This is a genomic window from Lacticaseibacillus songhuajiangensis, from assembly GCF_003946025.1.
GTDB classification, from domain to species: Bacteria; Bacillota; Bacilli; order Lactobacillales; family Lactobacillaceae; genus Lacticaseibacillus; species Lacticaseibacillus songhuajiangensis.
In genome coordinates this window covers 74830-101715 of record NZ_RHNR01000003.1, presented here as the reverse complement: position 1 = coordinate 101715, position 26886 = coordinate 74830, and the positions used below count along the sequence as shown (strand labels likewise).

Here is a 26886-nt window from a genome sequence, read left to right as displayed (position 1 = left end):
AGAGAGCTCAAAGAGCTCATTATTGTTTTTAAAAAAGCGAATTGACATCGCAAATGTTTTAATTCCTTCAGCACTAAGCTGAAGAACCTACACATATACGAAACTTTGTTCAGTTTTCAAGGAACTACTTTGTTGCCTCGCGACAACTTTTATATCATACAATGTTGTGACAAGCTTGTCAACAACATATTTGATTTAATTATCAAGGAGCTTGACCTGATAGGCTTTGCGCCGTCCCTTGCGGAACGACTTGCTCAATTGACAACTCAAATATAGTACCAAGTTTCAGAACCCACGTCAACACTTTCTGAAAAGTTTTTTGTCTCGGGACAAAATTCATTTTTATAGCAAGCAAAAAGGCGTCGCGAGTGAAACCACTCGCGACGCCTTTTCTTCTATTATCTGCCGGTTGCTCGCAGCTTATTTGTCTCAACATCTTGGCCGAGTAATGCCGCATTACTAAAGAGCTGACTGACTGTCGATTCCGGTAGCAGGTTCTTTTCTACTATTAAGTCTCTAACCGAGCGTTTAGTCGCCAACGCTTCCTTGATCAACTTGGTTGTCGTTCGGTACCCAATGTACGGTGCCAGTACCGTAGCAGCGACTGCGGAATGCTCCACCGCGTGCCGGCACGCTGCCACATTGACCTTAATCCCCTTGATGCAAAATGCTGTCAGCATCTGCATCGCCGCAGTGAGTTCCTCTTCGTCTTCATAAAGCTTAGCGAAAGTCAGTGGTTCAAAAGCATTCAGCTCTAACTGGCCATTTTGGGTCGCCATGGTGATGGCCACATCGTTGCCGATAACGGCGAAGGCCACTTGGTTCACTGCCTCCGGGATTACCGGATTGATTTTGTTTGGCATAATGGATGAGCCTGCCTGCCGTGCTGGGAGCACTAATTCGCCCAACCCAGCTTGCGGGCCACTTGCCAAAAGACGCAGGTCGTTGCTTAGCTTGTTCAGGTTGATGGCTAGAGACTTGAACGCCCCGGAGAACTCGGCGAGCTCATCCGTATTCTGGATGGCGTCACTCATGTCCGCCGCCTGGCGCAAATGCAAGCCGCTTTGCTTGCTGACTTCAGCCACGATGTGCTGCTGGTAGTAAGTGCTGGCGTTAATACCCGTACCAATCGCGGTCCCGCCCAATGACATCTCCCGCAGTGCGTCCGCGGCAAAACGCAGGCGCCGCAAATCACGGTCAAACATGTGCGCATAAGCGGAGAACACCTTGCCGTAAGTTGTCGGCACGGCGTCTTGCAACTGGGTGCGGCCCACCTTGATCACATCGCAGTACTCATCCGCCTTAGCGAGCAGGGCATTTTGCAAGTCCATAATTGCGTCGAGTACGTCTGGCAGTAAGCGTAGCGCGGCGACTTTGCCGGCACTAGGGTAAGTGTCATTGGTCGACTGGCCCTGGTTCACGTCGTCATTGGGGTGAATGGCCAGCCCCGTGTTACGCGTCGCCAGGTGGGCGACCACTTCATTGACGTTCATGTTGGTCGACGTTCCGGCACCGCCCTGAATCGCGGGCACGATGAACGCCTCCGCGTGCGCTCCCGTCAGTAGTTCATCACACGCCGCCACAATTGCCTGGCCCTTGTCCGGCGCTAAGGTGCCGCCGTGCATATTCGTGAGCGCCGCCGCCTTCTTGATCAGCAGCATTGCCGCAATCAGTTGTGGGTGCGTCTTTTGCTTAAAGGGAAAGTTCACCGCGGCGCGTGCGGAGTGAACCCCGTACAACACGTCATCAGGTAACGCCATGCGACCAACACAGTCTTCTTCGTAATGCATTCCGTAATCCTCCAGTCACAGCTGAAAATTAATTACACCACTACCCCCGCACAAGCGCGGGGGCAGCACTACAAATTATTCAAATTGTCAAAAGTATGCCACAAATCACCGGCACTGTCCAATCGCAGCGCTACACCGTCTGTCGCTGCCGATAGTGCAGCGGCGTCATGCCCATTTCCTGTTTGAAGACGCGAGCAAAATAGCTGGGGCTGGCAAAGCCGCAGCGCTGACTGATCTCTGCACTCGTCATGTCGCTACTCCGCAACATTTTGCAGGCTGCCTGCACGCGCCGCTGCGTTAAGTAGCTTGCCGGCGGCGGGTAACCGCCAGCGGCAAACACGGCAAAACAGCGACTGCGGCCCAACTGGGCACTGCGCGCGATGTCCGCCGTGGTAATCGCTTGGGCATAGTTGCGTTCCACGAAGTCCAACATCACCGCCAGCAGCTGACTAACCGCTGGTGTTTCCCCCGCAAAATGCGGCAATGTGCGCGCACACATGGTCAGCGCTTCGGCGTAAGCAGTTAAATCATCCGCGCCCCCAAAACGAAAGTAGTTCGCCAGGATACTAATGCGCTTGCGCACCCCGTCTTGCCAAGTACTGTGTCCGTCTAGGCGCAAGTAATCACGACTACTCGGGGCCAGACGCTGGGCCATGAGCGCCTGCTGCTTAGCCGACGCGTGCAACAGCAGCGCTGGATCCACCACCACGACGGCAATCCGACAATCACTGCCGACGGGTGCAAGCAGACGGTGCAAGCGACCACTGTTAATGGCAATCGCCTCGCCCTGCCGCAGGGTCACGGACTGTGCGGCTACCACCGCAGTCAACTCACCGCTAATCACGAGCACAAACTCCAGTTCCACGTGCCAATGGCTGGGAATCTGGTAGTTCAGTTTGTACATGTCCAGTACTTTGATGCACAGAGGTAATTCACCAAAATTATAATCAACCTGTGCAGACAGATCTGAATTCAACTTCAGGGCCACTTTCCACGCCTCCATACAATAATGCTATCTTTACGGACGATTATAGCATTTTACTTTATAAGTACCACTTATACTGGGGTCATGGCTTAAGGAAAGGACGAAGGACATGGCTGAGATTCGCTTGGTAGCGACAGATTTGGACGCAACATTGTTAACGAGCAAGGGTACCTTACCGGCGCAGTTCGCCGTTTACGCACAGGAACTCGCCACGATGGGCGTGCACACGGTCATCGCGAGCGGCCGCTCCCTGCACACTCTGCAGAAGATGTTTCCGCGCAACAAGGAAATGAGTTTCATTTGCGACAACGGCGCCGTGCTTTACGCGAACGGGCAGGTGCAATACGCTAGCCTGATTGCCCCAGCAACTTACCAACGCATGTGCCACTTCATGCGGCGCGCAGGGGCCGTGCCAGTGGTTTGCGGACCAACGAGTGCGTACATCGACCGCCGCGACATCAAGCACCGCAACGCCTTGGCCGCGTCCTTCGCTAAGATTGAGGTCGTCAGTGACATTGAGCAACTCACGGCGAGCGCCGACAAAATTAGCGCGTTCTTCCCCGACGGCCACAGTAGCGCCGCCCTCCCGGCTTTTGAACAAACCTACGCGGATAACTTCGCAGTGGTTGTAGCCGGTGAGCAGTGGGTCGACATTATGAACCTCGGTGTCAGCAAGGGTACCGCCCTCGCGCGGCTCGGCAGTGATATGGGTATCACCGCTAAGCAGATGATGGCGTTTGGGAATACCGACAATGATATCGAGATGTTGCGGCTGGTCAGCTACAGCTACATCGTTGAGAATGCGACCTACGGCATGGAAAAGGTGGCGCGTTTCCGCACCGCATCCTGCGATGACGGTGGCGTGCTGCTCGTCATGCAGCAGCTGGTCAGCAGCAAGCGGCGCACGTACACGCGGCCGCTTAGTTGGGCGACTGGGCGTTAGGTTCACCTCTTAATTTCACACAAACCAGCAAAGGGCCGGCCCGTCAGGGTGCGGCTCTTTTGCTATCCATTAATGATTTAAAAGAATAGACCAGGGGGTCGAAACTGGGCCGAATTAGCTGCGCGACCGGGAAGCGGGTGCGCGGGACCGCCCCAGTTCCGACGTGCACTCACATTACCAAGACGGTGATACATCAAAATCTGCGGTAAATTCTATCATCCACTTGATATAGACAATCGGGCTGAAATTAACTACTTCAATAACCACACGAATTACCGATAACCACCACACTCTATCCAATCAGATACAAACTCACTCAATTATGCTAAGTCATATTTGCCGAACACGTCTTACCCATCCCAGCCATGTCGCAAAACCACTTAGGGACTGGGATGGATGGACGTAGCAATCGAGGGCAGGTGACGCAAAAAGGGGACGATAGGTCAGCACAACTGGCAAAGCCGTTTTGTGCTGACCTATCGTCCCCGGGGTAAAGCTTTCTGCCGTGGGCTTCGGCAGAAAGTTTAGCGGTAGCCTGGCTTGTCAGGCGTGAGCGACCCCGCGTCACTCGCCCTTGATTGCGGAGTCCATTCACCCCAGTCCCGGCATTCAGTCTAACCAGCGCTTTTTCGTCCTCACAGATGCCGGAATACAAAAAAACACCGCCCAGCCTAAGCTGAACGGTGTCCTGGTTTACGTATTGAAGACTAGTCTTCGGCTACGAATGGCAGAAGGCCCATGATACGGCTGCGCTTAATAGCAACCGTGAGCTTCCGCTGGTTCTTAGCAGAGGTACCAGTAACACGACGAGGCAAGATCTTACCGCGTTCTGAAATGAAACGTTCCAGAAGATTGGTGTCCTTGTAGTCGATGTATTCAATGTGGTTTGCGGCGATGAAGTCTACCTTACGGCGACGACGGCCACCACGACGTTGTTGTGCCATCGAAATCACTCCTTCATTCTATTTTTTAGAATGGCAGATCGTCATCCGAAATATCAATCTGTTTGCCGTTGTTTGCGAACGGGTCAGGACTGGTACTGTTGAACGGGTCGTTGCTCTGTGGGGCATTGTTGCCACCTGCAGGGTGCGACTGGTTCTGGTTTCCGGAGCCAGCTGGGGCAGCTGGACGTGATCCACCTTGGGGCTGCTGGTTTTGGTTCTGGTAAGAACCACCATTGCCCTGGTTGTTGAAGGAATTGCCGGTGCCGTCGTTCCCACGTGGGCGTGCCTCAGTTGTTGCCCGAGATTCGAGCAAGCTGAAGTCGTCCGCGACAACTTCGGTAACCCACACGCGCTGGCCCTGCTGGTTTTCATAGTTCCGGGTTTGAAGCCGGCCATCAATCCCAACAAGTGAGCCTTTACGAGTAAAGTTGCTGAAGTTCTCGGCGCTCTTCCGCCACATCACGCAGTTAATGAAGTCGGATTCCCGCTCCCCCGCCTGGTTCGTAAACCGGCGGTCAACTGCTAGTGTGAAGTTTGCGACCGCGGCGCCACTCGGTGTGTACCGAAGATCGACGTCACGAGTCAAGCGACCTGTTAATACGACACGATTAATCATTCCTTCGTCCCCCTTAGTTTGAAGCTAATCGGGATTAGTCTCGACTAGTCTTCACGCTTGATAATCATCTGACGCAGAATGTCGGCGCTGATCTTTGCAAGACGATCAAATTCATTGATAGCCTTGTCATCAGATGCGGTTGCATTAACGATGTGGTAAGTACCTTCAGTGTACTTGCCGATCTGGTATGCAAACTTGCGCTTCTGCCAGTCCTTAGAATCAACGATGTTAGCACCGTTATCCTTCAGAATGTTGTCAAACCGTTCAACAAGAGCAGCCTTGCCTGCTTCATCCATATCAGGACGGATGATGTAGGTGATTTCATACTTTGTTTCAGCCATTTGACGTTTCACCTCCTTATGGTCTTCAGGTCCCCGCTCGTAGCGGAGACAAGGGGTAAGCACGGAGCCTCGATGGGCTAAATACTCACAGACTAGAAGGATAGCATAGTTTTGGCTCATCAGCAAGCTGCATTTTTGGAAAAGGCAGCCGCAACGTGCCGACCGACACTATATATTCCGCAAAAGTTGGGCGCTTTGCCTCGCCAGTAAAATCATTCTGGACACTATTTTGTCAGTTCGGCAACTAGCGCTGCGCACGCCCGGTGGCTAGCCAGCACTGATTCCGGACTCACGGGATTGGTGCCGCTATTTTGCACTGCCTGCAAGAAGGCGCGAATCAGTGGTGCAAAACCGCGCGTTTCCAGCACCGGTTCCCAGTCCGGGCGGTGCACCAGCGTGCTGCTGGCCGTATCGTCGCGGTGCAGCTGCAAGAGGTCCTCGCTACTCAAGCGCTCATCTACGCCCTGCACCGTCACCTGCTCGAGGTTGGCGTGAGCGTCCATGTTAACGGTGACCGCAACGTGAACGTGCTCGCCGTCCGCCACATAATACGCCTGCTGGAGCATCCCCGCCGTATCCGTGCGAACCTGCAGCGCAATTGGCGTTACCGACTCACTAGCCAGCCACAGGGCCGTATCTAAAGGGTGAATCATCAGGTCCCACAGTGCGAACTCAGCGTCCTGCTGGGTGTGCTGGCGCGACTTTTCAGCCGTTACCATCTGTTTGCCGGCTACTTGCTTGAGTAGCACGTTGTTCGGCGCAAAACGGCGGTTAAAACCGCAAGTGAGCAGCAAATGCTTTTCCTCCGCAAGGGCGTACAGCCGCGCCACCACATCCGGATCCGTGGCGACCGGCTTATCGACGTACACGTTAACCCCCGCCCGCAGTAGTTGCTCAATAATCGCGGCGTGTGTTGCCGTTGGCGTGTGCACGAATACTGCGTCCACACCGCTAGCAATAAGTTCGTCCAGTGTCTGGCAGACGTGTGTAAAGCCGTACTTGGCGGCCAGGTGCTGCCCTTTTGCGGCGTTGCGTGTGCACAGGTGCCATTCGTAGTCATCCTGCATCGCCGCCATAACGGGCAGGTACGCCTTTTGCGCGATGTTCCCGAGGCCCATTACCCCAATCTTCAACATGCCATTACCTCCTGTTGTCTCTGCAAAATTCAATCGCGAGTGAGCGTGACCCGGTCCGCCGCGGTCACCTTGCGTAGCACCCGACAAGGGCTGCCCACGGCCACCACGCCAGCCGGAATGTCGCGCGTCACCACACTACCAGCACCGATGACGCTCCCCGCGCCAATCGTGACGCCGGCAGTCACCGTAACGTTCGCGCCCAGCCACACGTCATCTTCAAGCGTGATGGGCGCACTGGTGCCGATGCCCGCGCGGCGCTGCTCCGCCAGCACGGCATGACCCGAGCAGGCCAGCACAACGCCCGGTGCAATGAACACCCCGTTGCCGAGGGTAATCGGCGATGTGTCCAGAAAGCTGCAGTTGTAGTTGATGAGCGCAAAGCCCTTGCTGTGAATGTTGAAGCCATAGTCGCAGTGGAAATTCGACTCGACAAAAGTCAGTGGGGTGCTCTCGCCGAAAAGCTGTTTAATAATCGCCTGGCGCTCATCTTCTGCGTCTGGCGGCAGCTGGTTGAGTTGCCAACATAATTTCTTGGCGGCCAGCTGCTCAGCATGCGGCATGTCGCGGTTATCTGACGCGTAAGGCGCTTGCTTTTGCATTCGCTCAATCACGGTTTGCTTCCTCCTTTTGCCCAGCGACGGGAACGTGGTACACGCACAGCGGCTCATCCCCACTAGTCAATCCGGGCTCCGCTTGCAAGACGCCACCGACGCGTTCAATCATGTGCCGGCTGGCGGCGTTGCCTGCATATGCACTCACGATGATGAAGGGCTCCCGGCCGCGGAAAAAGGCCAGACCGTAATCTAACAGGCGTTCGCCATAGCCTTGGCCGCGCTCAGCAGGTGGCACCGAGTAACCCAAGTGTCCGCCGGTACGCGCGAGTTGCGGGTTCATCGTCACCCGCAGTGCCAGGCGACCACCAATGTTGCCGGCGTCCGTGAACAAGTAGTAATCCATCTGCGGCACCTGCCATTCCCCGTCCGGCATCAGGTTCGCGCGGGCCCGGTCGAGCGCATCTGCCAAGGTGGTATCCGCGGCCAAACGTGCGCGAATATCCGCGCTGTAAGGATTATCGGCATCATTTTGCAAAAAATCCGTCCGGTAGCGCGCGTACGCGGCCTCATCGCCGCTGCGTAGTCCCCGTATCTCCATCGTTAGCATCTCCTTTAGTTGGTTTCAGTATAAAGCGCTTGCCGATTAACCGCTAGAACAAAATACGCGGGCCTGCACGTCATGCCCACACAAAAAAGGCCGCGTCAAAAGTCTTTTGGCACAACCCCTTTACCTTAATCATCTTCTGCCTGATTTTCGTCATCTGCATCAGCGAAACGCAAAACATGTTTCGTCTTTGCGGCTGGATATGGCTCCTCACCCGGCATGTAATAATCGACGCTCGTCACCGTCACAACTGACTGGCGGTTCTCACTCCCCACCGGTACAAGCACTCGGCTACCGACTTGGTATACGTCCTCATCCGCTTGGTAATTGTATTCTTGACCGTCCTTCGTAAACACCACGGTTAAGTAAATCAGTTCACCTGGTCGCTTACCAAGCAAGAAGCGGTTCGGGTTGAGCAGTGCTCCCTGCCCGGTCTCAGCAGTAAACCGCGCAATGCGATACATGACCTGGTCCCAGGCAATCGGCAAGCCATCACGACGGTAAGGAGCTGTCGTCGTGATTTCCAGGCCATTTGCATACAGCACGTCTAAACTGTACGTTCCAGCATTCGTCATAAACTCCCGCGGCGTCATGTCTGGTGACGCAATGCCATCAGCAACTACCAAATTATAGCGGGCGATCTGCTGGAGCAGCACCATTACTTCTGCGCCGTCACTCACCTTTGTTGCCACGGTGCGCGAGCCTTGTTTTTGCTGGTACTCATAGGTGCCCGCCTTAGCGTCCAGTTGCAGTCGCTCCTTAATGGTTTGAGTGGCATCTTGCAGGGTTAATTCAAAGGTCGTGATGGCTTCAGGCTGCTTCCCCGCCGCCTTTTGCAAATCCGGCCAGTTCCGTGCGCCACCAGTCAGATCCATGAATTCAGGAGTAGCCACTGCTCTGGCCAAAAGTTGACTAAATTGTAGGTATGCCTGTGGTAAAACATCCGATAAATGCCCAGTTTGACGCGTCGTCCCGTCTCCACTGGCAACTGTCAGCGTCCAATCACCCGAGTCTTGTACACTAACTGGCCGCTCTGCCAAATTCGGCAAGTGCTTGAACGCGGTGAACAGCTGCTGCGGTTTAGCGATGCATAACTGCTTTGCCAGCAGCAAGCGGTGCTGTTTTTGCGCCCGGTCATTAAAGTCACCATAGTAATAACGCGCAAAAGTTGCCAGCCCCGCCTCATCAACGGTCAACTGCTGGTCAGCATAGTTAGGTGGTGCCAAAAACAGCTGCGAATCACGGGCGTCATAACTTAAAGTCGCAAACTCGCGGTGTTCTCGCCCCGGTGAACCTGCCGGTGCCGCCAGCTCCCGCAAACGGGCCAGCGCGATCATAAACCAGCTGCGCACTTCAGGCGCCAATAATGCACTGTGGTCTCCCTGCAGCCACGCAGCGTGCCGGGCAACGATAGCGCCGCCCAATTCCGTCGCTTCAGTAATCGCACTAATTTGCTTTTTAAGTGCAATGGGATCACTCAACCAAGCGGTACCGTAAAGTGATTCAAACTCGTCTGTTGCCACAGTGTGCAGTCCGGCCAGTTTCGCTTTCTCGGCAAAATTCGCCTGTAAAAAGGGCACGTCACTGGCCGAATCCATAAATGCCGTCAAGTAGTACTGCGCAAACGTCGCGCCATCCGGCAAATTCGGTTCCGCAATTAACTGTGGAGTGTTACCCGCGTCATCTCCCAACGGCCACAGATTCGGTAAGTCCAGCAAATGTTGCAAACTAACACTCAGCGCTCGTGCCGCCAAGTTATTGGCGGCCGTGCAACCCTGCCAAAAGCTCGTCTGGTCATCTTCCCGAAGCATAAGATGCCAATCAGGCACTGTGCCAACCGCCAGCGCCGGAACGTCAACGGCCAATGCCCGCACACTCGCAAGCAAATTGGGCAGCTCAGCCAAAGGTACCTGCCGCACCGCGAGCCATTCCAAATATTCAGGCATATCAGCGGCTACTCGCCCATATTCACGGAGCGTCACCCAGCCCAGGTCATCAATAGCTAGATACTGGCGGCATGCACGTTCACCAAGAAAATCACTGTCATACGCATTTGTTAAATCAATGTTCAGGCTTAAAACCTCTGTATTCACGTATTTCATGTCGCCAGTCCCCTCCCTTTTTAGTCATTATAACCGCTTTACGGCCAAACAAAAGGCGGCAGACTCCGGAGAGTCTGCCGCCTACTTTGGTGCTATTACTTATTCATCATCAGAGTCGGTCGTGTCGTCTGCTGCTTCGTTCTGGTCGTCCTCAGCGCGGTGCAGGAGTTCTTGCACCTGAGCGTCAGTCTGACCATCTATGGGCGTTGCCGCGGCATCAGTGGACTGCTGCGCGCCGACTGCCGGCGTTGCATCCGCAACCTCAGCGACGTCAGCATCCTCTTCGTGATCAACCTTCGCCATGGTAGCAACCTTCGTCCCGTCATCGACACGAATCAGGCGGACCCCGATGGCGCTACGGCCAGTTTCGGAGACGTCACCAACGTGGAAGCGAATCATGACCCCGGCGTCCGTAACCACGAGGATGTCCTCGCTACCATCAACCGTCGTAATGCCGGCCAAGTTCCCGTTCTTTTCCGTGATGTTGGCGGTCTTAATCCCCTTACCACCACGACCCTTAACAGGGTATTCAGCAACGGGTGTCCGCTTACCGTAACCCTTCTCGGAAATGACGAACACGTCGCGGTCTGCACGCATGATGTCGCTACCAACCACGTAGTCTTCAGCACGCAGGTTCATCCCGCGCACACCGGCCGCGCTCCGACCCATGCTGCGGACGGCGGTTTCACTGAAGGTGACCGCGTAACCGCTGTGACTCCCAATCATGATGGTGTCATCGCCGTCGGTCAGCAGCACGTTGTTCAGCTCGTCGCCTTCACGCAGGCTCAGGGCAATCAGCCCGTTGCTACGGATGTTGGCGAATTCGCTCACTGGCGTCCGCTTGACGGTCCCCTTCTGGGTGACGAAGAACAGGAAGTGGTCATCCTGTCGGTCGCGCGGCACGTTGATGACCGCCTGAATTTTGTCGCCGGAACCAATGCCAAGCAAGTTGACAATTGGAATCCCCTTGGCAGAACGGCCGTATTCAGGAATCTCGTAACCCTTACTGCGGAAGACCTTCCCCTGGTTCGTGAAGAACAGGAGCGTGTCGTGGGTCGAGGTGGTAATCAGGTGTTCCATGAAGTCGTCGTCGTGGACGCCCATGCCCTGAATCCCGCGGCCCCCGCGGTTTTGCGTCTTGAATTCGTCCTGCGGCAGGCGCTTGACGTAACCGTTGTGCGTGAGCGCAACAACCACTTGCTCCTCTTCAATCAGGTCTTCGTCCTCAATGGAAAGCACTTCGCCAACGCGCAGCTCGGTCCGGCGCTTGTCACCGAACTTACTCTGAATGTCGAGCAGTTCCTGGTAGATAATCTGGTGGATTCGTTCTGGCTTGGCCAAAATGTCCTGGTAATCGGCAATGGCGAGACGGACGTCTTTCAGTTCGTTCTCAACCTTGTCGCGTTCCAAACCGGTCAGACGAACGAGGCGCATGTCCAGAATGGCCTGACTCTGCTTGTCGGACAGGTTGAACTTGTCCATCAGGATGGTCTTGGCCTGGTCCCCAGTCTGACTACCGCGGATGATATTGATGATTTCATCAATGTGATCCAGGGCAATGTGCAAACCTTCGAGGATGTGTTCCCGAGCCTGGGCCTTCTTCAAGTCGAAGGCGGTCCGCCGGCGGATAACACTTTCCTGATGCTTCAGGTAGTATTCCAGAATCTGCTTCAAGGAGAGCGTCTTCGGGGCACCATCCACGATGGCCACCATGTTGAAGCTGAACCCAGTCTGCAGTGGCGTGAGTTTGTACAGGTTGTTCAAAATGACGTTGGCCGACATATCGCGGCGCACATCAACCACGATGCGCATCCCCTCACGGTCAGATTCATCGTTGACATCCGTGATGCCTTCAATCTTCTTGTCGCGAGCGAGTTCAGCAATGCGTTCAACCAGCTTGGCCTTGTTGACCATGTACGGAATTTCGGTCACGATAATGCGTTCGCGGCCGGACTTTTCCTGCTCAATCTCAACCTTAGCGCGCACGGTAATCGTGCCCTGACCAGTTTCGTAAGCCTTGCGGATACCGGACTTACCCAGCACCACGCCCCCAGTTGGGAAGTCTGGCCCAGGCATTACGGACATGAGGTCCGTGACGCTCGCATCCGGATTGTCCATCAGAATGTGCAAGGCGGAGATGACTTCAGCCAGGTTGTGTGGCGGGATGTTGGTGGTCATCCCGACGGCAATCCCGGTTGCCCCGTTAACCAGCAAGTTCGGGAAGCGGGCTGGCAGCACGACGGGTTCACGTTCGGTGCCATCATAGTTGTCTTGCCAATCGATGGTGTTCTTGTTGATGTCGCGCAGCATTTCCAGCGTGATTTTGCTCATCCGCGCTTCGGTATAACGCATTGCGGCGGCGCCATCACCATCGACAGACCCGAAGTTACCGTGGCCGTCGACAAGCATGTAGCGGTAGGAGAAGTCCTGCGCCATGCGCACCATACCTTCGTAAATGGAGGAGTCACCATGGGGGTGATACTTACCCATAACGTCCCCGACGATACGTGCGGACTTCTTGTAAGGTTTCTCAGGCGTGACGCCGAGTTCGTTCATCCCATACAAAATACGGCGCTGAACGGGCTTAAGGCCATCCCGGACATCCGGCAAGGCGCGGGCCACGATAACAGACATCGCGTATTCCAGGAATGACTTCTTCATCGTGGGACCGAGTTCGACGGTCTCAATGCGATGATCTTGGTTTTCCAAATCCATTCGATGTACTCCTTTTTAGTGTGCGGAGCGGGGCGCTTAGACTTTGAGCATTTGCGGGATTAAGAGTTAAGGCCGTTTTTTGGCCTTGACGCTTAATCAGGCAAAGCGCAGAAGTCTGCCCCGCGGAGCCGTTCTATGTGGCGTTAGTGTGCTTAGCCGTTTCTAAGAACGGCTCCGCTCGACAGCTCTTTCCGCTTAGCAAAGCATCACAACTGGCGCAAAAACCGTGCCAATTGCGATGCTCCGCTAATGCTCAAGAGCTACCCGTCGAGCTGCACACACTACCTTTTACGCATCAATATTCTTCGCGTCCACAAACACGGCGTTGTCCTCGATGAACTTCCGGCGTGGTTCCACCTTGTCGCCCATCAGGGTTTCGAAAATTTCGTTGGCCGCATCCGCGTCCTCTGGTGATACCCGTAGCAGGCGCCGGTTCTCTGGGTTCATGGTTGTTTCCCACAGTTGGGAGGCATCCATTTCCCCAAGACCCTTGTACCGCTGGATTTCTGGCTTGGGACTTGGTGGCAATTGGCCGACCAATTCTTCAAGCTCAGCATCGGTATCGAGGTAACGCATCATTTTGCCCTGACGCACACGGTACAATGGTGGCTGCGCGATGTACACGTAACCGGCATCCAGAACTGGACGCAAGTAACGGTAAATCAGCGTCAGCAGCAGTGTCCGAATGTGTGCGCCGTCGACATCGGCATCGGTCATGATAATCAGCTTGTGGTAGCGGGCCTTGCTAATGTCAAAGTCCTCACCGAAGCCGGTGCCCATGGCCGTGAACAGCGTCCGGATTTCTTCGTTGGCCAAAATGCGTTCCATGCTGGCCTTTTCAACGTTCAGAATCTTCCCCCGAATTGGCAGGATGGCCTGCGTCAAACGACTCCGACCACTCTTGGCGGAACCGCCGGCGGAGTCCCCTTCGACGATGAACAATTCGGAGATTTCTGGGTCCTTGCTGGAGTTATCCGCCAGCTTCCCAGGCAGGCTAGAAATTTCCAGTCCGCTCTTGCGCCGCGTCACTTCACGCGCCCGCTTAGCAGCCAGACGCGCCTTGCTTGCGAGCATTGCCTTGTCGATGATGAGCTTGGCGTTAGCCGGGTGCTCCATCAGGTACTTGTTGAAGTGCTCGCTGAACATGCGGTCCGTGACCGTTCGCGCATCAGAGTTACCAAGCTTAGTCTTGGTTTGTCCTTCAAACTGCGGGTCCGGGTGCTTGACGGAGACAACCGCGGTCATCCCCTCACGCACGTCATCCCCAGACAGCGCGTCGTCGTTCGCCTTCAGCGCCCCACTCTTGCGGGCGTAAGCGTTGATGACACGGGTGAGCGCCGTCTTGAACCCGGCCTCATGTGTCCCACCTTCGTAGGTGTGGATGTTGTTGGCAAAAGTCAGCAGCTGACTTGCAAAGCCATCCGTGTACTGCAAGGAGACTTCAACGGTGATGCCGTCCTGCTGGCCTTCAACGTAAACGGGTTCTGGCAGCAGCGTTTCCTTCCCCTTGTCGAGGAATTCAACGTAGTGGCGCAGACCGCCTTCGTAGTGGAACTCCAGCTTTTCAGCTGTGTCCTTCCGCTTGTCGGTAAAGGTCAAACGCAGACCCTTGTTCAGGAATGCCAGTTCGCGAATCCGGGTCACCAGAATTTTGTCGTCATAAACCGTCGTCTCGGTGAAGATGTCGGGATCCGGCACAAAATGCACTTTGGTGCCGTGTTCGGATTCGGGCGCATCACCAATGACGTACATTGGCTTGTCGACCTTGCCACGCTTGAAGGTAATGCCATAGCGTTTGCCGCCACGTGCAACTTCAACTTCAACGTTCGTAGACAGGGCGTTCACAACGGACGCACCAACCCCGTGCAGACCACCGGACACCTTGTAACCGCCGCCGCCAAACTTACCACCGGCGTGCAGAACGGTGTACACAGTTTCCAGCGCTGGCCGGCCCGTCTTCTTTTGGATGTCAACTGGAATCCCGCGGCCATCATCGGTGACGGTGACGGAGTTGTCTTCCTCAACTTCAACGTTAATGGTCGTGGCAAAACCAGCTAAGGCTTCATCAATCCCGTTATCAATAATTTCCCAAACTAGGTGGTGCAGACCCTGGGGACCGGTTGACCCGATGTACATCCCAGGACGCTTCCGAACGGCTTCGAGGCCTTCCAGAACTTGAATCTGGCTAGCATCGTATTCCGCTGCCCGCTCTGCCTTTGTTTTCTGCTCGATATCCTTATCGCTCAAGGTTAATCCTCCTTGCGGTTAACTTTCTTCGCGCTGAATGGTTCCTGCCGTAACCGTGAACACGGCGGGTTCCTGAATTATTTCCCGGGCAATGCCATCCAAGCTGGTGGTGGTGAGAAAGGTTTGCACCTTATCTTCAATCGCCTTCAGCAGGTGTGTCTGCCGCTGGTCGTCCAGTTCGGACAACACATCGTCCAGTAGCAGCACTGGATATTCCCCGGTTTCTTGTTTCATCAAATCAATTTCGGCCAGTTTGACCGCCAGCGCGGTGGTGCGCTGCTGGCCCTGACTACCGTAAACCGCCACGTCGCGGTCATTCACGAGAAACTGCACGTCATCGCGGTGCGGACCGACCAAGGTTGTGCCCTGATCAAGTTCGCGCTGTCGGTGCTTAGCAAAAAGTTCGCCGAGCGCAGCGGTCGCGAGTTCAACCGTCTCTTGACTGTCCTCATGCACCTGACTCAAATAGCGCAGGCGTAACTGCTCCTTGCCGCGGCTGATACCGCCATGCACAACGGCCGCAAATTTGCCCATATCCTGAATAAGATGCGCCCGTGCCGCAATGACACGCCCGCCGTAACCAGCGAGTTGCTCGGTCAACACGTCCAGATAAACTAAATCGCGTGCCTGGTGCAGCCGCAATTGCTTAAGGTACGCGTTGCGCTGCTTCAGCACGCTCTTGTACTGGGCTAAATTGGCGAGGTAACTGGCGCTCATTTGGCCAAACTCCATGTCGATGAAGCGCCGGCGCAGTGCCGGGCTCCCCTTAACGAGGTTCAGATCTTCGGGCGCAAACAAAATGACGTTGAGTTTGCCCAGGTACTGCGACAGCCGCGCCGACTCGAGATTGTTCACCCGTGCCTTCTTGCCTTGACCGCTAATAACTAGCCGCAAATCGGCCGCCCCTTGTTTGCGCACGACTCGCCCGTCAATACGGGCAAAATCGCTGCCGAAACGAATCAGCTCTTTATCGCTGTTGGAGCGGTGACTGCGCGTTAGTGCCAAGACGTAGATGCTTTCGAGCAAGTTGGTCTTGCCCTGCGCATTGCTGCCAATGAGCACATTGACTTGGGGTGAGAAGCGCACGTCCGCCTGCTCATAGTTGCGATAATTGCGCAGCTGCAACTCCTGCAAGTACATCTAGCCCTCGGTGATTTTGAAACTATCGCCGTTAGGGAGCGCCACCACGTCTCCGGCAACTAGCTTCCGACCACGCCGGTTATCATCTTCGCCGTTAATAACAACGGTATTTTCCCGCAGGTACCACTTCGCGGCACCACCGGAATCAATGATTCCAGCCTCCTTGAGCATCTGCCCAAGCGTGATGTAAGGCGTTTGAATGGCTATTTCTTGCATTCATTTTCACTCCCTCAACTGCAATGTTTTCAGAACGTCCGCTCGGTCGCAACTGGCGACTGAGGCGGTTTTCTTACCTCTACTATTATAGCCATTTTCAGACCATTTAACAACGTTTCAGCCACCTAAACGGCGAAAGACGCCTCTTTACAGTGATTAAGTATGATGTACCGCCAAAGGTCAAAAACGGCTTAAATCGGCCGAGAGGCGGAAATAAGGGCAAAATGCGTAAATTTTGAGATTTACGGCGACTTAAGCACGAACTAACTGCACAGAGAAAAGAAAACAGCCACCCAGTACGCCGGTGATTGCCAATCGACTGTTTTCAGGTGGGGCAATTGGGATAACAACGGTCGTTATTTTAAGATGCTGGTGGCACCTGCACCATTAAGGTCAAGGCACTGGTCGCTTTGACCTTCAGCAAAATGAACAAGGGCGTCAGCACCGGGATTGACTGCACCGCCGAACAAAAAGGACCCAATCCCCAAAGTTCAGGGGGATTAGGTCCTTTTTACGTTAGTGTTCAGGCGCTAACCGCCCCACTGTGCACACTACTTAGAACGGCTCCGTGGGGCAACTCCCTAACATCCAAGCAGACAGCGGGAGCTAACCGCCCCACTACGCACACTACTTAGAATGTCCGCACTGGTGTAATTAGCTGAATGTAGTGTTCATGATCTTCACTAGGCACCATGGTGAACGGACGCAGCGGTGCGGTGAAGTCGACTTCGATTGTGCTCTGACCAAGGCCCTGGAGCGCCACCTTCATGTAGTCAGGGTTGAAGGAGATTTCCAGATCTTCGCCGGCAAGCTTACTGAAGCTCAGCTGTTCTTCGACGTTCCCGACTTCAGGTGAGTTCCCGAAGAGCGTTACCGTCTGGCTGGCCACTTCAATCTTCAGCCGGACCACGTTGTTCCGGCCTTCGTGACTCATCAGGCTGGCACGGTTGATCGCGGCAAGCAGTGCTGGCGCTGCGAATTCAATTTGCGTGCTGGAGCTGGTTGGAATCAGGCGACTGGTGTCTGGGTAGTTCCCATCCAGCAGGCGGGAGAAGAAGGACGTCTGCCCAAGGGTAAACAGGACTTGGTTTTCCGCAATCCGCAGTTCGATTTCCTTAACGTCATCCGTCAGCATCCGGCCCAGTTCGGTTAAACTACGGCCTGGAATGATGAAGTCAGCGTTTGTGTCGACCCCTTCCAGCTGAATGCTGCGCTGTGCCAAACGGTGCGAGTCCGTTGCAACGGCAACCAATGTGCCGTCTTGAATGGAGATGTGCACCCCAGTAAGCAAAGGCCGCGTTTCCTGAGTGGACACTGCAATTACGGTCTGGTTAATGATCTCGTGCAAAAGGTCAGCAGGCAACTTCAGTGATTTTTCAACACTGATTTCTGGTAACTGCGGGTAGTTCGCTGCATCCAAACCGTTAATGGTGAATTCACTCGCACCACTTGTAATAACAGCTTGCAGGTTGTCGCCAATCTCAACGGTCATGGAATCTTCAGGCAAGCGCTTGACGATTTCACTAAAGAAACGGGCTGGCAAAACAATGGACCCAGGTTCACTAATGGTCAGCGTGTTGTCTTCGTCGGCTTCCTGAATTGTGGACTCAATTGAGATGTCCGCATCGGAACCGGTCATGGTCAAACCGCTGGCGTGTGCCACCAATTTGAGACCTGTCAAAATCGGGATTGTGTTCTTAGTACTGATGGCTCGGCTGACATCGCCAAGTGTCCGGAGAAAGCTGGAGCGGTTGATGGAGAACTTCATGTTCGTGGACCTCCTATAGATAGATATATATTAATAGATCTTTAGTAGCAGTAGTAGGGCCTGTGCGTCCTGTGGAAAAGTTACGTTAAGCGGTGTGGCTCTAAGTTATCCACCTGTGGACGGATTGTGAATAAAATTTTGGCTTGTTCACAGTTGTCCACAATAAGGCAGTGGGCGGGTGCGGGTAGCGAGTTGCTGAGAACGGCTGCGCGGGGCAGACTCTTCCGCTTTGCCCGATTAAGAGCCAAGGCCAAAAAACGGCCTTAACTCTTAATCACGCAAATGCTCAAAGTCTAAACGCCCCGCTCCGCACACTAACCTCTGTTGCGTAACTTATTCTTCAAATCGACAATCTCGGCCTTGAGGTCGGCGTTGGCACTGACCTCTTTGGCGATTTTGTCGCAGGCGTGGATGACTGTGGTGTGGTCCTTGCCGCCGAACTCTTGCCCAATGCGCGGCAGCGAGTTTTCGGTGAGCTCGCGGGCTAGGTACATGGCGATTTGGCGCGGCATCACAATCTGCTTCACCCGCTTGCGCCCCTTGAGATCAGCTACCGTCACGTTGTAGTACTTGGCAACGACTTCCTGAATCTCGTCGATGGTCAGCTGCGCGTTTTTACCTGAAAGGTTCAGGCTCTTGAGCGCGTCGGCTACCAGGCTCGTCGTAATCGGCGCCTGCTTCATGTTGGCAAAAGCCTTCACCCGCAGCAGTGCCCCTTCGAGCTCCCGCACGTTACTGTCAATCTGGCCGGCAATGTAGTTCAGCGCATCGAGCGGTACCGAGAGGTTCTCGTCACTGGCCTTGTTCCGCAAAATGGCGATACGTGTTTCCAAGTCAGGTGGCGTGATGTCGACGGACAATCCCCACTTAAAGCGGGAAACCAAGCGATCTTGCAACTTGGGAATCTCGTTGGGCAGGCGGTCCGAGGTCATCACAATCTGTTTTTCTTCATCAAAGAGCGTGTTGAAGGTGTTGAAGAACTCGTTTTGTGTTTCGGTCTTGTTCGCTAAGAATTGAATATCGTCAATTAATAGGAGATCAACGTGCCGGTAGCTCTGGCGGAACTTCTCTTGATTGTTGGTCCGGATGGCGTTCACGAGGTCATTGGTGAAGTTTTCGGTCGTCACGTAGCGGACGTTGGCAGCGGGATTGGTTTCCAGAATCCGGTGGCCAATCGCCTGCATCAAGTGCGTCTTGCCCAGCCCCACGCCCCCATAGATGAAGAGCGGGTTGTACAGTGTGCCCGGTTCGTCGGAAACGGCCAGTGCGGCCGCGTGCGCCATCTGGTTCCCCGTCCCGATAACGAACTCCTCAAAAGTGTAGCGACTATTTAAGGAAGAATGCACTTGGTAAGTCGGCACCTGTTCGGGTTCCTTACTGTCGGGCTCCGGTTCGGTTTTCTTGGGTTCCGCGCTGGCGATGGTGATTTGCGGTGTCACCTCGCTATCGTTAAAGGCGTAAGCGCCAAGTGCAACTTGAGTCGCCAGGTTCTTTTGCCAATATTCCTGATGCAGTTTGTCGGGCACCTCAATTTCCAAAATGCCGTCGTGCAAACTGATGGGCTTGGCAGACTCAATCCAGGTGTTGTAGCCAACGGGCGATAGTTTTTCTTGGTACTGTGTCGTTAGGTAAGACCATAATTCATCAAGTTCTGCCACGCGTACCCCTCCTTACGGCTGCTACCTTGAAGTCGAATCCGTCGCCAAACTAAAAAAGCCACGCACCAAATGAACGCCGCGGATTAGCCGCAGTTGGCGCGAAAATCAGTCGTTTTAGATTGGTGAATACGGGCTCTGAAGCAGCCAAAATTCCAAGATTGAGTTTATCATTATGCGTGAAAGTTTTCCACAGGCAAGTAGCTATCCACAAGCACACAAAGTGAACTATGCAGAGTATGCACGGCCTGTGGAAAGTTTTGCACACCGGGGTCAACAAGGTGGTGGAAACTGACAAATCAGAAAAGTTATGCACAAATAATAGTGAGTAAGCGATGCTGATAGGTCAAGGATTAGCTTAATTATCCACATGCAAAAAGCAGCTTGTGGAAAACTTATTTACACACTGTGATTTGTGAACAAAATTCCGGAAAAAGCTGTTCACTGTGGCGTGAAAATTTTGCGGAACTTTTTTTATCCACAAGACTTGCTGACGGCAATTCGTGGACAAGTGCGGCAGATACGGCTTGTGGATAAGTCATGATGCATCCGACGCGATTACGGGGAAATTTTGACTACTTTGGGCGGTACTGGTACAGTTGTTTAGGCACTGTATCAGTGCCCCACTCTTAGCGAGTTAGCGGCTTTTGCCGTGATTTTCGGACCGGATCGACAGACGTCAGGACGTACGGGGATGAATTTATTCATTAAGCGCGCGCAAAAACTTGACGCCTCCCCCGATAACCCGTATAATCAACGTTTGTTTAAGTGTTGAATTATGTAACGAACATAAGAAGTTCAATTAAAAGGAGGTGCCCCACATGACCACGAAGCGTACTTTCCAGCCTAAGAAGCGTCACCGCGAACGCGTTCACGGCTTCATGAAGCGTATGAGCACTAAGAACGGCCGCCGCGTATTGGCTCGTCGTCGTGCTAAGGGTCGCAAGGTTCTGGCTGCCTAATTGGCGCTAGACTTTGGTCTTAGCAATTAAAAGAGCCAAGACGTAACCAATTGTTATGTCTTGGCTCTTTTTTTAATCATTACGGAACATTTTGCGGCGGATCACGCGGCGAAATTAACCGGCGTGTGCGTCCGTTTACCTATGTAATGGTGCGTGCCTGTTGTATACTGATAACTGATTGTGAGGGATGATGGTGCGCAAATCTTACCGCATTAAACGAGAAAATGAGTTCCAGGATGTGTTTGAGAACGGCCAGTCGGTCGCTAACCGCAATTACGTGGTTTACTACCTGGCTCGGCCGGAAGCCAAACACTTCCGCGTTGGGATTTCCGTCGGCAAGAAGATTGGCCACCGGGCGAACGTCCGTAACCGGATTAAGCGTTACATCCGCCAGAGCTTGCTCGAGCTCAAGCCGGAGATTGATCCGCAGATGGACTTTCTCATCATCGCACGCAAGGGGGCTAAGAACTTGGACATGGCCGCCAGCAAGAAGAACATGGTGCACGCACTGAGCTTGGCAGGTATTTTGCCTGCTGCCGAAGCACGCGCACAGCAAGATGGCGGCGCGGCTAAGTAGCGCGGCTAATTATTATGAGGTTTGTGAGGGATTTCTTCGTGAATAAGCAAGCAAAACGCATACTGGCAGTGGGGGCAATGCTCCTAGTGGCAGTCACCCTGGCCGGATGTTCAAACGCACCGGTTGACGCCAATAGTACTGGCTTCTGGGATCGCTATATTATTTATAACGCCGCGCAGTTTATTGTGTGGCTGTCCAATCTGCTCGGCGGGAACTATGGTGTGGGGATTATCGCCTTCACCGTCCTGGTCCGTGTGCTCATCTTCCCGCTGTCTGCAATCAGCATGAAGAACATGACCAAGCAGAGCGAAATCGCACCACAGCTTAAGGCCCTGCAGCAAAAGTACAGCGCTAAGGATCCGGAAACGCAGGAAAAGCTGCGTGAGGAAACCCAGAAGCTGAACGCTGAAGCCGGCGTGAACCCCGTCATGGGGTGTCTGCCCGTCCTGATTCAGATGCCGTTCCTGCTGGCCCTCTATCAGGCCATCTTCCGCACCAACGTGCTGAAGTCCGGGACCTTCCTGTGGATGCAACTTGGTAAGCCTGACCCACTGCTGATTACCGTGATTTTGGCGGCAATTCTGACTGGGTTGACCAGTTACATGTCCATGCTCGCCCAGCCGCAGGCCAACAGCATGACCTGGATTATGACGCTGGCAATGCCAGTCTTCATTTTCGTCATCGCTTTGAAGCTGCCTAGCGCTGTGACGATTTACTGGGTTGTGACCAACGCATTCTCCCTTGTGCAGCAGCTGCTCTTGCAAAACCCATTCAAGCTCCGTCGTGAGCGTGAAGAACGGGCGCAGGCCGCTAAGGACAAGGAACGTGCTAAACGCCGTGCCTACAAGAAGGCACTGCGGAAGTAAGACCTTAAATTAAACTTGTGAATGGGGTGTTGTCATCATGACAACACCCCATTTTTGCGTTCTTGGGGTATCATTATGTGTGACAATAAAACGAACATGCTATAGTTGATATAGCGATTTTGCGTAGAGGGTGGTCCTCGCCGGCGTGCGCGTAGTAAGCAGATGGCGAGGAAGCGGCACATGCAGCCGCGACACCACGAAAGGACTTAGACATGACGATTTTTGAAGGCAAAACAATTGAAAAGGCGATTGCCTCCGGGTTGCTCCAACTCGGTGTCGACCAGGATTCCGTGCGTGTGGACGTGATTAGTGAGGGCAAGCGTGGTTTTCTGGGCTTCGGTGCGCAACCAGCACGCGTTGAACTGACGTTAAAAGAAGCCGTGACCGCGGCGGCCAAGGCCAGCGGCGGCGATACTGAAGCCTTCATCGACAACGTGGTGGCAGTTGGCAGTGGCGACACGACTGCTGCGCCAAGTGAACCGGAACCAGCCGCCAAGAAAGCTGACCGCCCAGTGCGGGACAACGAGGCGGGCATTGCGGCCGTGCAGAATTACCTGGAAACCACAATTGCGGCGCTTGGGATTAACGTCACGGTTCAGTCACACAAGGAGCGCGGCAGCGTAGTCTTCAACATGGAAGCCGACAAGGACGCCTTGCTGATTGGCAAGCATGGCAAGACCATTAACGCGCTGCAGTTCTTGGCCCAGACGCTGTTCAACCACCGCGGCCGCTCCAAGTGGACCATCACGCTCAACGTGGGTGATTACCGGGAACGCCGGCAGCGGGCACTGCTCAACCTGGCGCAGCGCTCCGTGCGCGAAGTGGTGGCCAGCGGTAAGCCAGTGTACCTGGATCCGATGCCATCGTTCGAACGCAAAATTCTGCACAAGGAACTGGCCGACAATGAGTTCGTGACGACCCGTTCTGAAGGGACGGATCCACGGCGCTTTGTGGTGGTCGTGCCGAAGCGGCGGTAATTAAGATAATGAAGGCAGGCGACTGCCGCGTAAATTCTCATCGAGAGTTTGCGCGGTGGCCGCTTTTTTTGAGAAAAATTGGGAATGGGTGCAACCTTTTGCACCCAAATGGGTACTAATAGGCGTGAGGCAAGGGAGGTGTTAGCCGTGAATGCAGGTGATGATTTGGATAATGAGTTGGTGCTGCGCCGGGCGCTGCGGGGTAATCGACGCGCGTTTGCACAGCTCATGCAGGCGCAGGGCGATTATTTGAGCCGCACGGCACACTTGTACCTCGCGTCGGAGACTGACGTTCAGGATGCTATTAGTGCGACAGTGCTGGCCGCCATGCGCGGCATTAAGAACGTCCGCGAGCCGGCTCAGTTCCGCAGCTGGCTCACCCGTATTTTGATTCGGCAGTGTTACCAGCGTTACGCGCAAAAGGCCGCAGAGACCGACGACGCGGCGCTAGTGGCCATGCCGGTGGCATCGCGCGGAGCGACAAGTGAGGAAAAGCTCGATTTGCTGGCGGGCTTGCGGCAGCTCAACGACGCGAATCGGCAAGTGCTGCTGATGTATTACTACAATGACTTGTCGGTGCGCGCCATTGCGGAATTAACGGGTCAGGGTGAGTCGACGGTTAAGTCGCAGCTGCGGCGCGGCCGCAGGCAGCTCAAGGAGTGGTTAGGAGGCGACTACTTTGAAGACTAAATTTGTGCAGTGGGTTAATCAGTTGCAGCCGGAGCGGCCGGCAGATAGTGCGCAGACGCAGGCGACCATTGCTGCCGCGTTGCACCAAGGGGGTCAGCACCGGCGGCGGACAATCGGAATTATCGTTGCCGCGGCGGCCGCAGCGCTCATTGTGGGTAGCGGCATCGTGGTGCCGAGCGTGAACCAGGCGTTCACGCAGGTGCCAGTCGTGGGGCGGTTCTTCGCCCTCTTTAACGATGATATGGGCAGCATCGTTGAGAGCAGCGGCCGCGACCAGAAGCTGAACGTCAGTCGGAGCAGTAACGGCATGAAAATGACGCTGAACAGCGCGTTGATGCAGGGGATGAGCGTTGCCATCACTGGGACCATTAGCGGTGTTGACGGGCAAAAAGACGATTGGTTCAACTACTGGGTGGCCAAAGGTGGCGTGCATTTTGAGCAGGATTCAATGGATCTGCGCCGGATTGGACATGGCAAGTACCGCTTCTACCTGAACGGGACGGTGCCCTACGCCGCAAGTCAGCACGCGGTCAAATTGCCGCTGGTGTTTGATGATTTTATCGGGCATTCGGGGAGGTGGGCATTTAACTTGGTCCTTAAGCCGAATGCGGCCACAAAGCGCAAGCTGAGTGGTAGCACGCAACTAGCTGGTGGCCGCGGGCGGGTGCAACTGGTGGGCGTTGAGTCGTATGCTGGTGGTACGAGCCTGCTGAAGGTGCGACAGACTGTCCAGCAAGCTGGGGATGGGTTGGCCGTGACGACCATTAGTGCTAACGGCAACGACTACATGCTGGATGCGAATGCCATCGCCCTGGATAATGGCAAGGGCAAAACGCAGCTGGTGGGCTACAAAATTAAGACGCTACCCGCGGCGGTGCGGTCGCTCAAGTTGCGCGGATATTACACCGCGCCAGAGCTTTCTGCGCGTTTGCGCTTGGACAAACTGAATGGTGTCACGGTGCAGGCAAAACGGAGCGCCACGAGTTTCACCATTCATAAGGTGACTAAAACTGGCGCCGTTGTGAAGGTGCTGTTCAGCTGGCAAGGGTCACGCAACCATTACCAGTTCAGCGAAATGGCCAAGAACGAGCAGTTCCCGCTGGCACTGATGGCCACGACTTACCGGGATAATGGCAATGATAGTGTGTTTGGCGATGACTACATGGACATTCCCGACACATCAGAAGGCAGTCAGGACCACAGCATTCACTACCGATTGATGCCGGGCAAGAAGCTTATTGAGGCCCGTTTTGACACGAGTAAGAAGACAGGTTTGCGCGATTTGCCGCTCAGCAAGCTGCAACTACAGGTGAACTTCTTGTACAACGAAGGTATTTCCTTCAAGAACGTCACGGTGTCACTGACTAAATAAGGTCAAGATGTTTTGACAGTCCATGCTTTCTTTTGTATAGTAGACCACAGTTAAATACGATGAAGTAGTCAAAGTGCTTTGTCCTCTTGGTATAGCCCAGGGGGATGGTGCACTTTTTTGTTGCTTTAAATAAGATTGGAGAGTCGATTATGCCAGCATATGCAGAAGAAACCATCGCGGCCATCAGTACCCCACCTGGTGAGGGGGCCATTGCCATCGTGCGCCTGTCCGGGGATGAGGCTGTCAGCATCGCCAACAGCGTGTTCAAGGGCAAAGACCTGCGCAAGGTGCCAACGCACACGATTAATTACGGCCACATCGTGGATTTCGATGCTGACCGCACGATTGACGAAGTGATGGTGAGCGTGATGCGCGCACCCAAGACCTTCACGCGCGAGGATGTTGTCGAAATCAACACCCACGGCGGGATTGTGGCCACTCAGCGTGTGTTGCAGCTGGTGATTGGTGCCGGCGCCCGCATGGCCGAACCTGGTGAGTTCACTAAGCGTGCCTTTCTGAATGGCCGAATTGACCTGACCGAGGCTGAGTCCGTGATGGACGTTATCCGGGCCAAGACGGATCGCGCCGCCCAGGTGGCGGTTGATCAGCTCGGTGGGAACCTGCGGGAGCTCATCGGTGGCTTGCGCCAAGATATTTTGGATACGCTGGCCCAGGTGGAGGTCAACATTGACTACCCTGAGTACGACACGGAGCAGATGACGGCCAACGCCATGGCTGCGTGTGCGCACCGCGCGGCGGACAAGTTGGAAGAACTTCTCGCCACAGCGCAGGGGGGCAAAATTCTGCGTGAAGGCCTCGCCACCGCGATTGTTGGCCGCCCGAACGTCGGGAAGTCCAGCCTGCTGAACTACTTGCTGCACGAGGACAAGGCGATTGTCACCGATGTTGCCGGGACCACGCGCGACGTGCTGGAAGAGTACGTTAACGTGCGCGGGGTACCGCTGCGCTTGGTGGACACGGCTGGGATTCATGACACGGAAGACAAGGTCGAAAAAATTGGGGTTGAACGCTCCAAGAAGGCGCTTGTCGCCGCCGACCTGGTGCTGTTGGTACTGGATAACAGTCAGCCGCTGACCGCTGAGGATCGCGAATTACTGGACGCCACTAAGGGCAAGAAGCGCATCGTCGTGCTGAACAAGCAGGACTTGCCAGCGCGGATTGACCAGCGGGAATTGGCGCAGTGCGTTGAACCTAGCGAACTGATTAGTACCTCCATCACCAGCGCCACCGGCGTTGATGAACTGGAGGCGCGCATTGCCCAGCTCTTCTTTGGCGGCATTGAGAACAGCCAGAACACGGTTGTTGTCAGCAACGCCCGTCAGGCCGGCCTCATGCGCCAAGCTAAGAAGAGTTTGCAGTCGGTCAGCGATGCACTGGAAGCGGGGATGCCGCTGGATCTGGTGCAAATTGACCTGACTGAAGCCTGGAATAAACTGGGTGAAATTACTGGGGAAGCGGCGCCAGATGAACTGATTACGACGCTGTTCTCACAGTTCTGCTTAGGCAAGTAACAGAGCGGAAAACAGAGCGGAGCCCGGCGTTTAGGGATTGAGCATTTGCGGGTTTAAGCCAAAGAGACGGGCTTTGTCCCTTTGGCTTAAACTTGCAAAGCGGAAATCCCTGCCGGGCGTAGCTCGACTAGAAACAGAGCGGAGCCGAGCGTTT

At 54.6% G+C, this 26886-nt stretch carries 23 protein-coding genes; 8 read left to right on the top strand and 15 right to left on the bottom strand.

All coding sequences use genetic code 11. The annotated features are described in order from the left end of the window. Window positions 1-398: 398 nt before the first annotated feature. Both EKM97_RS01940 and EKM97_RS01935 read right to left on the bottom strand, forming a co-directional pair. The gene (locus EKM97_RS01940) at window positions 399-1790 is read right to left on the bottom strand and encodes an aspartate ammonia-lyase (RefSeq protein WP_125570583.1); all 1392 of its coding nucleotides are present in this window, start codon (window positions 1788-1790) and stop codon (window positions 399-401) included. A gap of 130 nt (window positions 1791-1920) precedes the next feature. Continuing rightward, a complete protein-coding gene (locus tag EKM97_RS01935; RefSeq protein WP_164507399.1) occupies window positions 1921-2778 on the bottom strand; it encodes an AraC family transcriptional regulator in 858 nt (285 codons plus the stop codon). Between the two features lie 106 nt (window positions 2779-2884). Here EKM97_RS01935 and EKM97_RS01930 point away from each other — a divergent pair, with 106 nt between their 5' ends. After that, a complete protein-coding gene (locus EKM97_RS01930) occupies window positions 2885-3718 on the top strand; it encodes an HAD-IIB family hydrolase (RefSeq protein WP_125570581.1) in 834 nt (277 codons plus the stop codon). Window positions 3719-4425: 707 nt separating this feature from the next. Here the strand turns inward: EKM97_RS01930 and rpsR are convergent. The 13 genes from rpsR to dnaA form a co-directional block, all read right to left on the bottom strand. After that, window positions 4426-4662: a 30S ribosomal protein S18 gene (gene rpsR / locus EKM97_RS01925; protein ID WP_125570580.1), complete on the bottom strand. Its 237-nt coding sequence runs from the start codon at window positions 4660-4662 to the stop codon at window positions 4426-4428. A gap of 25 nt (window positions 4663-4687) precedes the next feature. Next, a complete protein-coding gene (gene ssb / locus EKM97_RS01920) occupies window positions 4688-5278 on the bottom strand; it encodes a single-stranded DNA-binding protein (RefSeq protein WP_125570579.1) in 591 nt (196 codons plus the stop codon). 44 nt (window positions 5279-5322) lie between these two features. After that, window positions 5323-5619 carry a 30S ribosomal protein S6 gene (gene rpsF / locus EKM97_RS01915; RefSeq protein ID WP_125570578.1) on the bottom strand — a complete coding sequence of 99 codons (297 nt, stop codon included), beginning with the start codon at window positions 5617-5619 and terminating at the stop codon, window positions 5323-5325. Between the two features lie 224 nt (window positions 5620-5843). After that, window positions 5844-6755 (bottom strand): Gfo/Idh/MocA family protein, encoded by a 912-nt coding sequence (locus tag EKM97_RS01910; protein ID WP_125570577.1) that lies wholly within the window; start codon window positions 6753-6755, stop codon window positions 5844-5846. Window positions 6756-6784: 29 nt separating this feature from the next. Beyond that, on the bottom strand, window positions 6785-7366 hold the full coding sequence (locus tag EKM97_RS01905) for a sugar O-acetyltransferase (RefSeq protein ID WP_225419193.1): 582 nt from the start codon (window positions 7364-7366) through the stop codon (window positions 6785-6787). Further along, window positions 7359-7907 (bottom strand): GNAT family N-acetyltransferase, encoded by a 549-nt coding sequence (locus EKM97_RS01900; RefSeq protein ID WP_125570576.1) that lies wholly within the window; start codon window positions 7905-7907, stop codon window positions 7359-7361. Before EKM97_RS01900 ends, EKM97_RS01905 begins: the two co-directional genes overlap by 8 nt. Before the next feature lie 134 nt (window positions 7908-8041). Next, window positions 8042-10015, bottom strand: a complete 1974-nt coding sequence (locus EKM97_RS01895) for a hypothetical protein (RefSeq protein ID WP_125570575.1) — start codon at window positions 10013-10015, stop codon at window positions 8042-8044. Between the two features lie 99 nt (window positions 10016-10114). Beyond that, entirely contained in the window at window positions 10115-12730 is a 2616-nt protein-coding gene (gyrA, locus tag EKM97_RS01890) for a DNA gyrase subunit A (RefSeq protein ID WP_125570574.1), read from the bottom strand. Between the two features lie 288 nt (window positions 12731-13018). After that, complete coding sequence (gyrB, locus tag EKM97_RS01885; RefSeq protein ID WP_125570573.1) at window positions 13019-14977, bottom strand: DNA topoisomerase (ATP-hydrolyzing) subunit B; 1959 nt, start codon at window positions 14975-14977, stop codon at window positions 13019-13021. 18 nt (window positions 14978-14995) lie between these two features. Further along, window positions 14996-16117 carry a DNA replication/repair protein RecF gene (gene recF / locus EKM97_RS01880; protein ID WP_125570572.1) on the bottom strand — a complete coding sequence of 374 codons (1122 nt, stop codon included), beginning with the start codon at window positions 16115-16117 and terminating at the stop codon, window positions 14996-14998. Next, window positions 16118-16333, bottom strand: coding sequence for a S4 domain-containing protein YaaA (gene yaaA / locus EKM97_RS01875; protein WP_125570571.1), 216 nt, complete (start codon window positions 16331-16333; stop codon window positions 16118-16120). Window positions 16334-16964: 631 nt separating this feature from the next. Then, on the bottom strand, window positions 16965-18101 hold the full coding sequence (gene dnaN, locus EKM97_RS01870; protein WP_125570570.1) for a DNA polymerase III subunit beta: 1137 nt from the start codon (window positions 18099-18101) through the stop codon (window positions 16965-16967). 314 nt (window positions 18102-18415) lie between these two features. Next, window positions 18416-19759: a chromosomal replication initiator protein DnaA gene (gene dnaA / locus EKM97_RS01865; protein WP_125570569.1), complete on the bottom strand. Its 1344-nt coding sequence runs from the start codon at window positions 19757-19759 to the stop codon at window positions 18416-18418. 818 nt (window positions 19760-20577) lie between these two features. On the opposite strand from dnaA, the gene rpmH reads away from it, so the two are divergent. The 7 genes from rpmH to mnmE all read left to right on the top strand — a co-directional run bounded on the left by rpmH (window position 20578) and on the right by mnmE (window position 26732). After that, a complete protein-coding gene (gene rpmH / locus EKM97_RS01860; RefSeq protein WP_054679051.1) occupies window positions 20578-20718 on the top strand; it encodes a 50S ribosomal protein L34 in 141 nt (46 codons plus the stop codon). Between the two features lie 193 nt (window positions 20719-20911). Then, entirely contained in the window at window positions 20912-21295 is a 384-nt protein-coding gene (gene rnpA / locus EKM97_RS01855; protein ID WP_125570591.1) for a ribonuclease P protein component, read from the top strand. 77 nt (window positions 21296-21372) lie between these two features. Then, window positions 21373-22161 (top strand): membrane protein insertase YidC, encoded by a 789-nt coding sequence (gene yidC, locus EKM97_RS01850; RefSeq protein ID WP_225419194.1) that lies wholly within the window; start codon window positions 21373-21375, stop codon window positions 22159-22161. A gap of 212 nt (window positions 22162-22373) precedes the next feature. Further along, window positions 22374-23138 carry an RNA-binding cell elongation regulator Jag/EloR gene (jag, locus tag EKM97_RS01845; protein ID WP_125570567.1) on the top strand — a complete coding sequence of 255 codons (765 nt, stop codon included), beginning with the start codon at window positions 22374-22376 and terminating at the stop codon, window positions 23136-23138. 147 nt (window positions 23139-23285) lie between these two features. Next, window positions 23286-23828, top strand: a complete 543-nt coding sequence (locus tag EKM97_RS01840) for a sigma-70 family RNA polymerase sigma factor (protein WP_164507398.1) — start codon at window positions 23286-23288, stop codon at window positions 23826-23828. Continuing rightward, a complete protein-coding gene (locus EKM97_RS01835) occupies window positions 23818-25200 on the top strand; it encodes a DUF4179 domain-containing protein (RefSeq protein ID WP_125570565.1) in 1383 nt (460 codons plus the stop codon). The genes EKM97_RS01840 and EKM97_RS01835 overlap by 11 nt, the downstream gene beginning before the upstream one ends. Window positions 25201-25349: 149 nt before the next feature. Continuing rightward, on the top strand, window positions 25350-26732 hold the full coding sequence (mnmE, locus tag EKM97_RS01830; protein WP_125570564.1) for a tRNA uridine-5-carboxymethylaminomethyl(34) synthesis GTPase MnmE: 1383 nt from the start codon (window positions 25350-25352) through the stop codon (window positions 26730-26732). Window positions 26733-26886 lie beyond the last annotated feature (154 nt).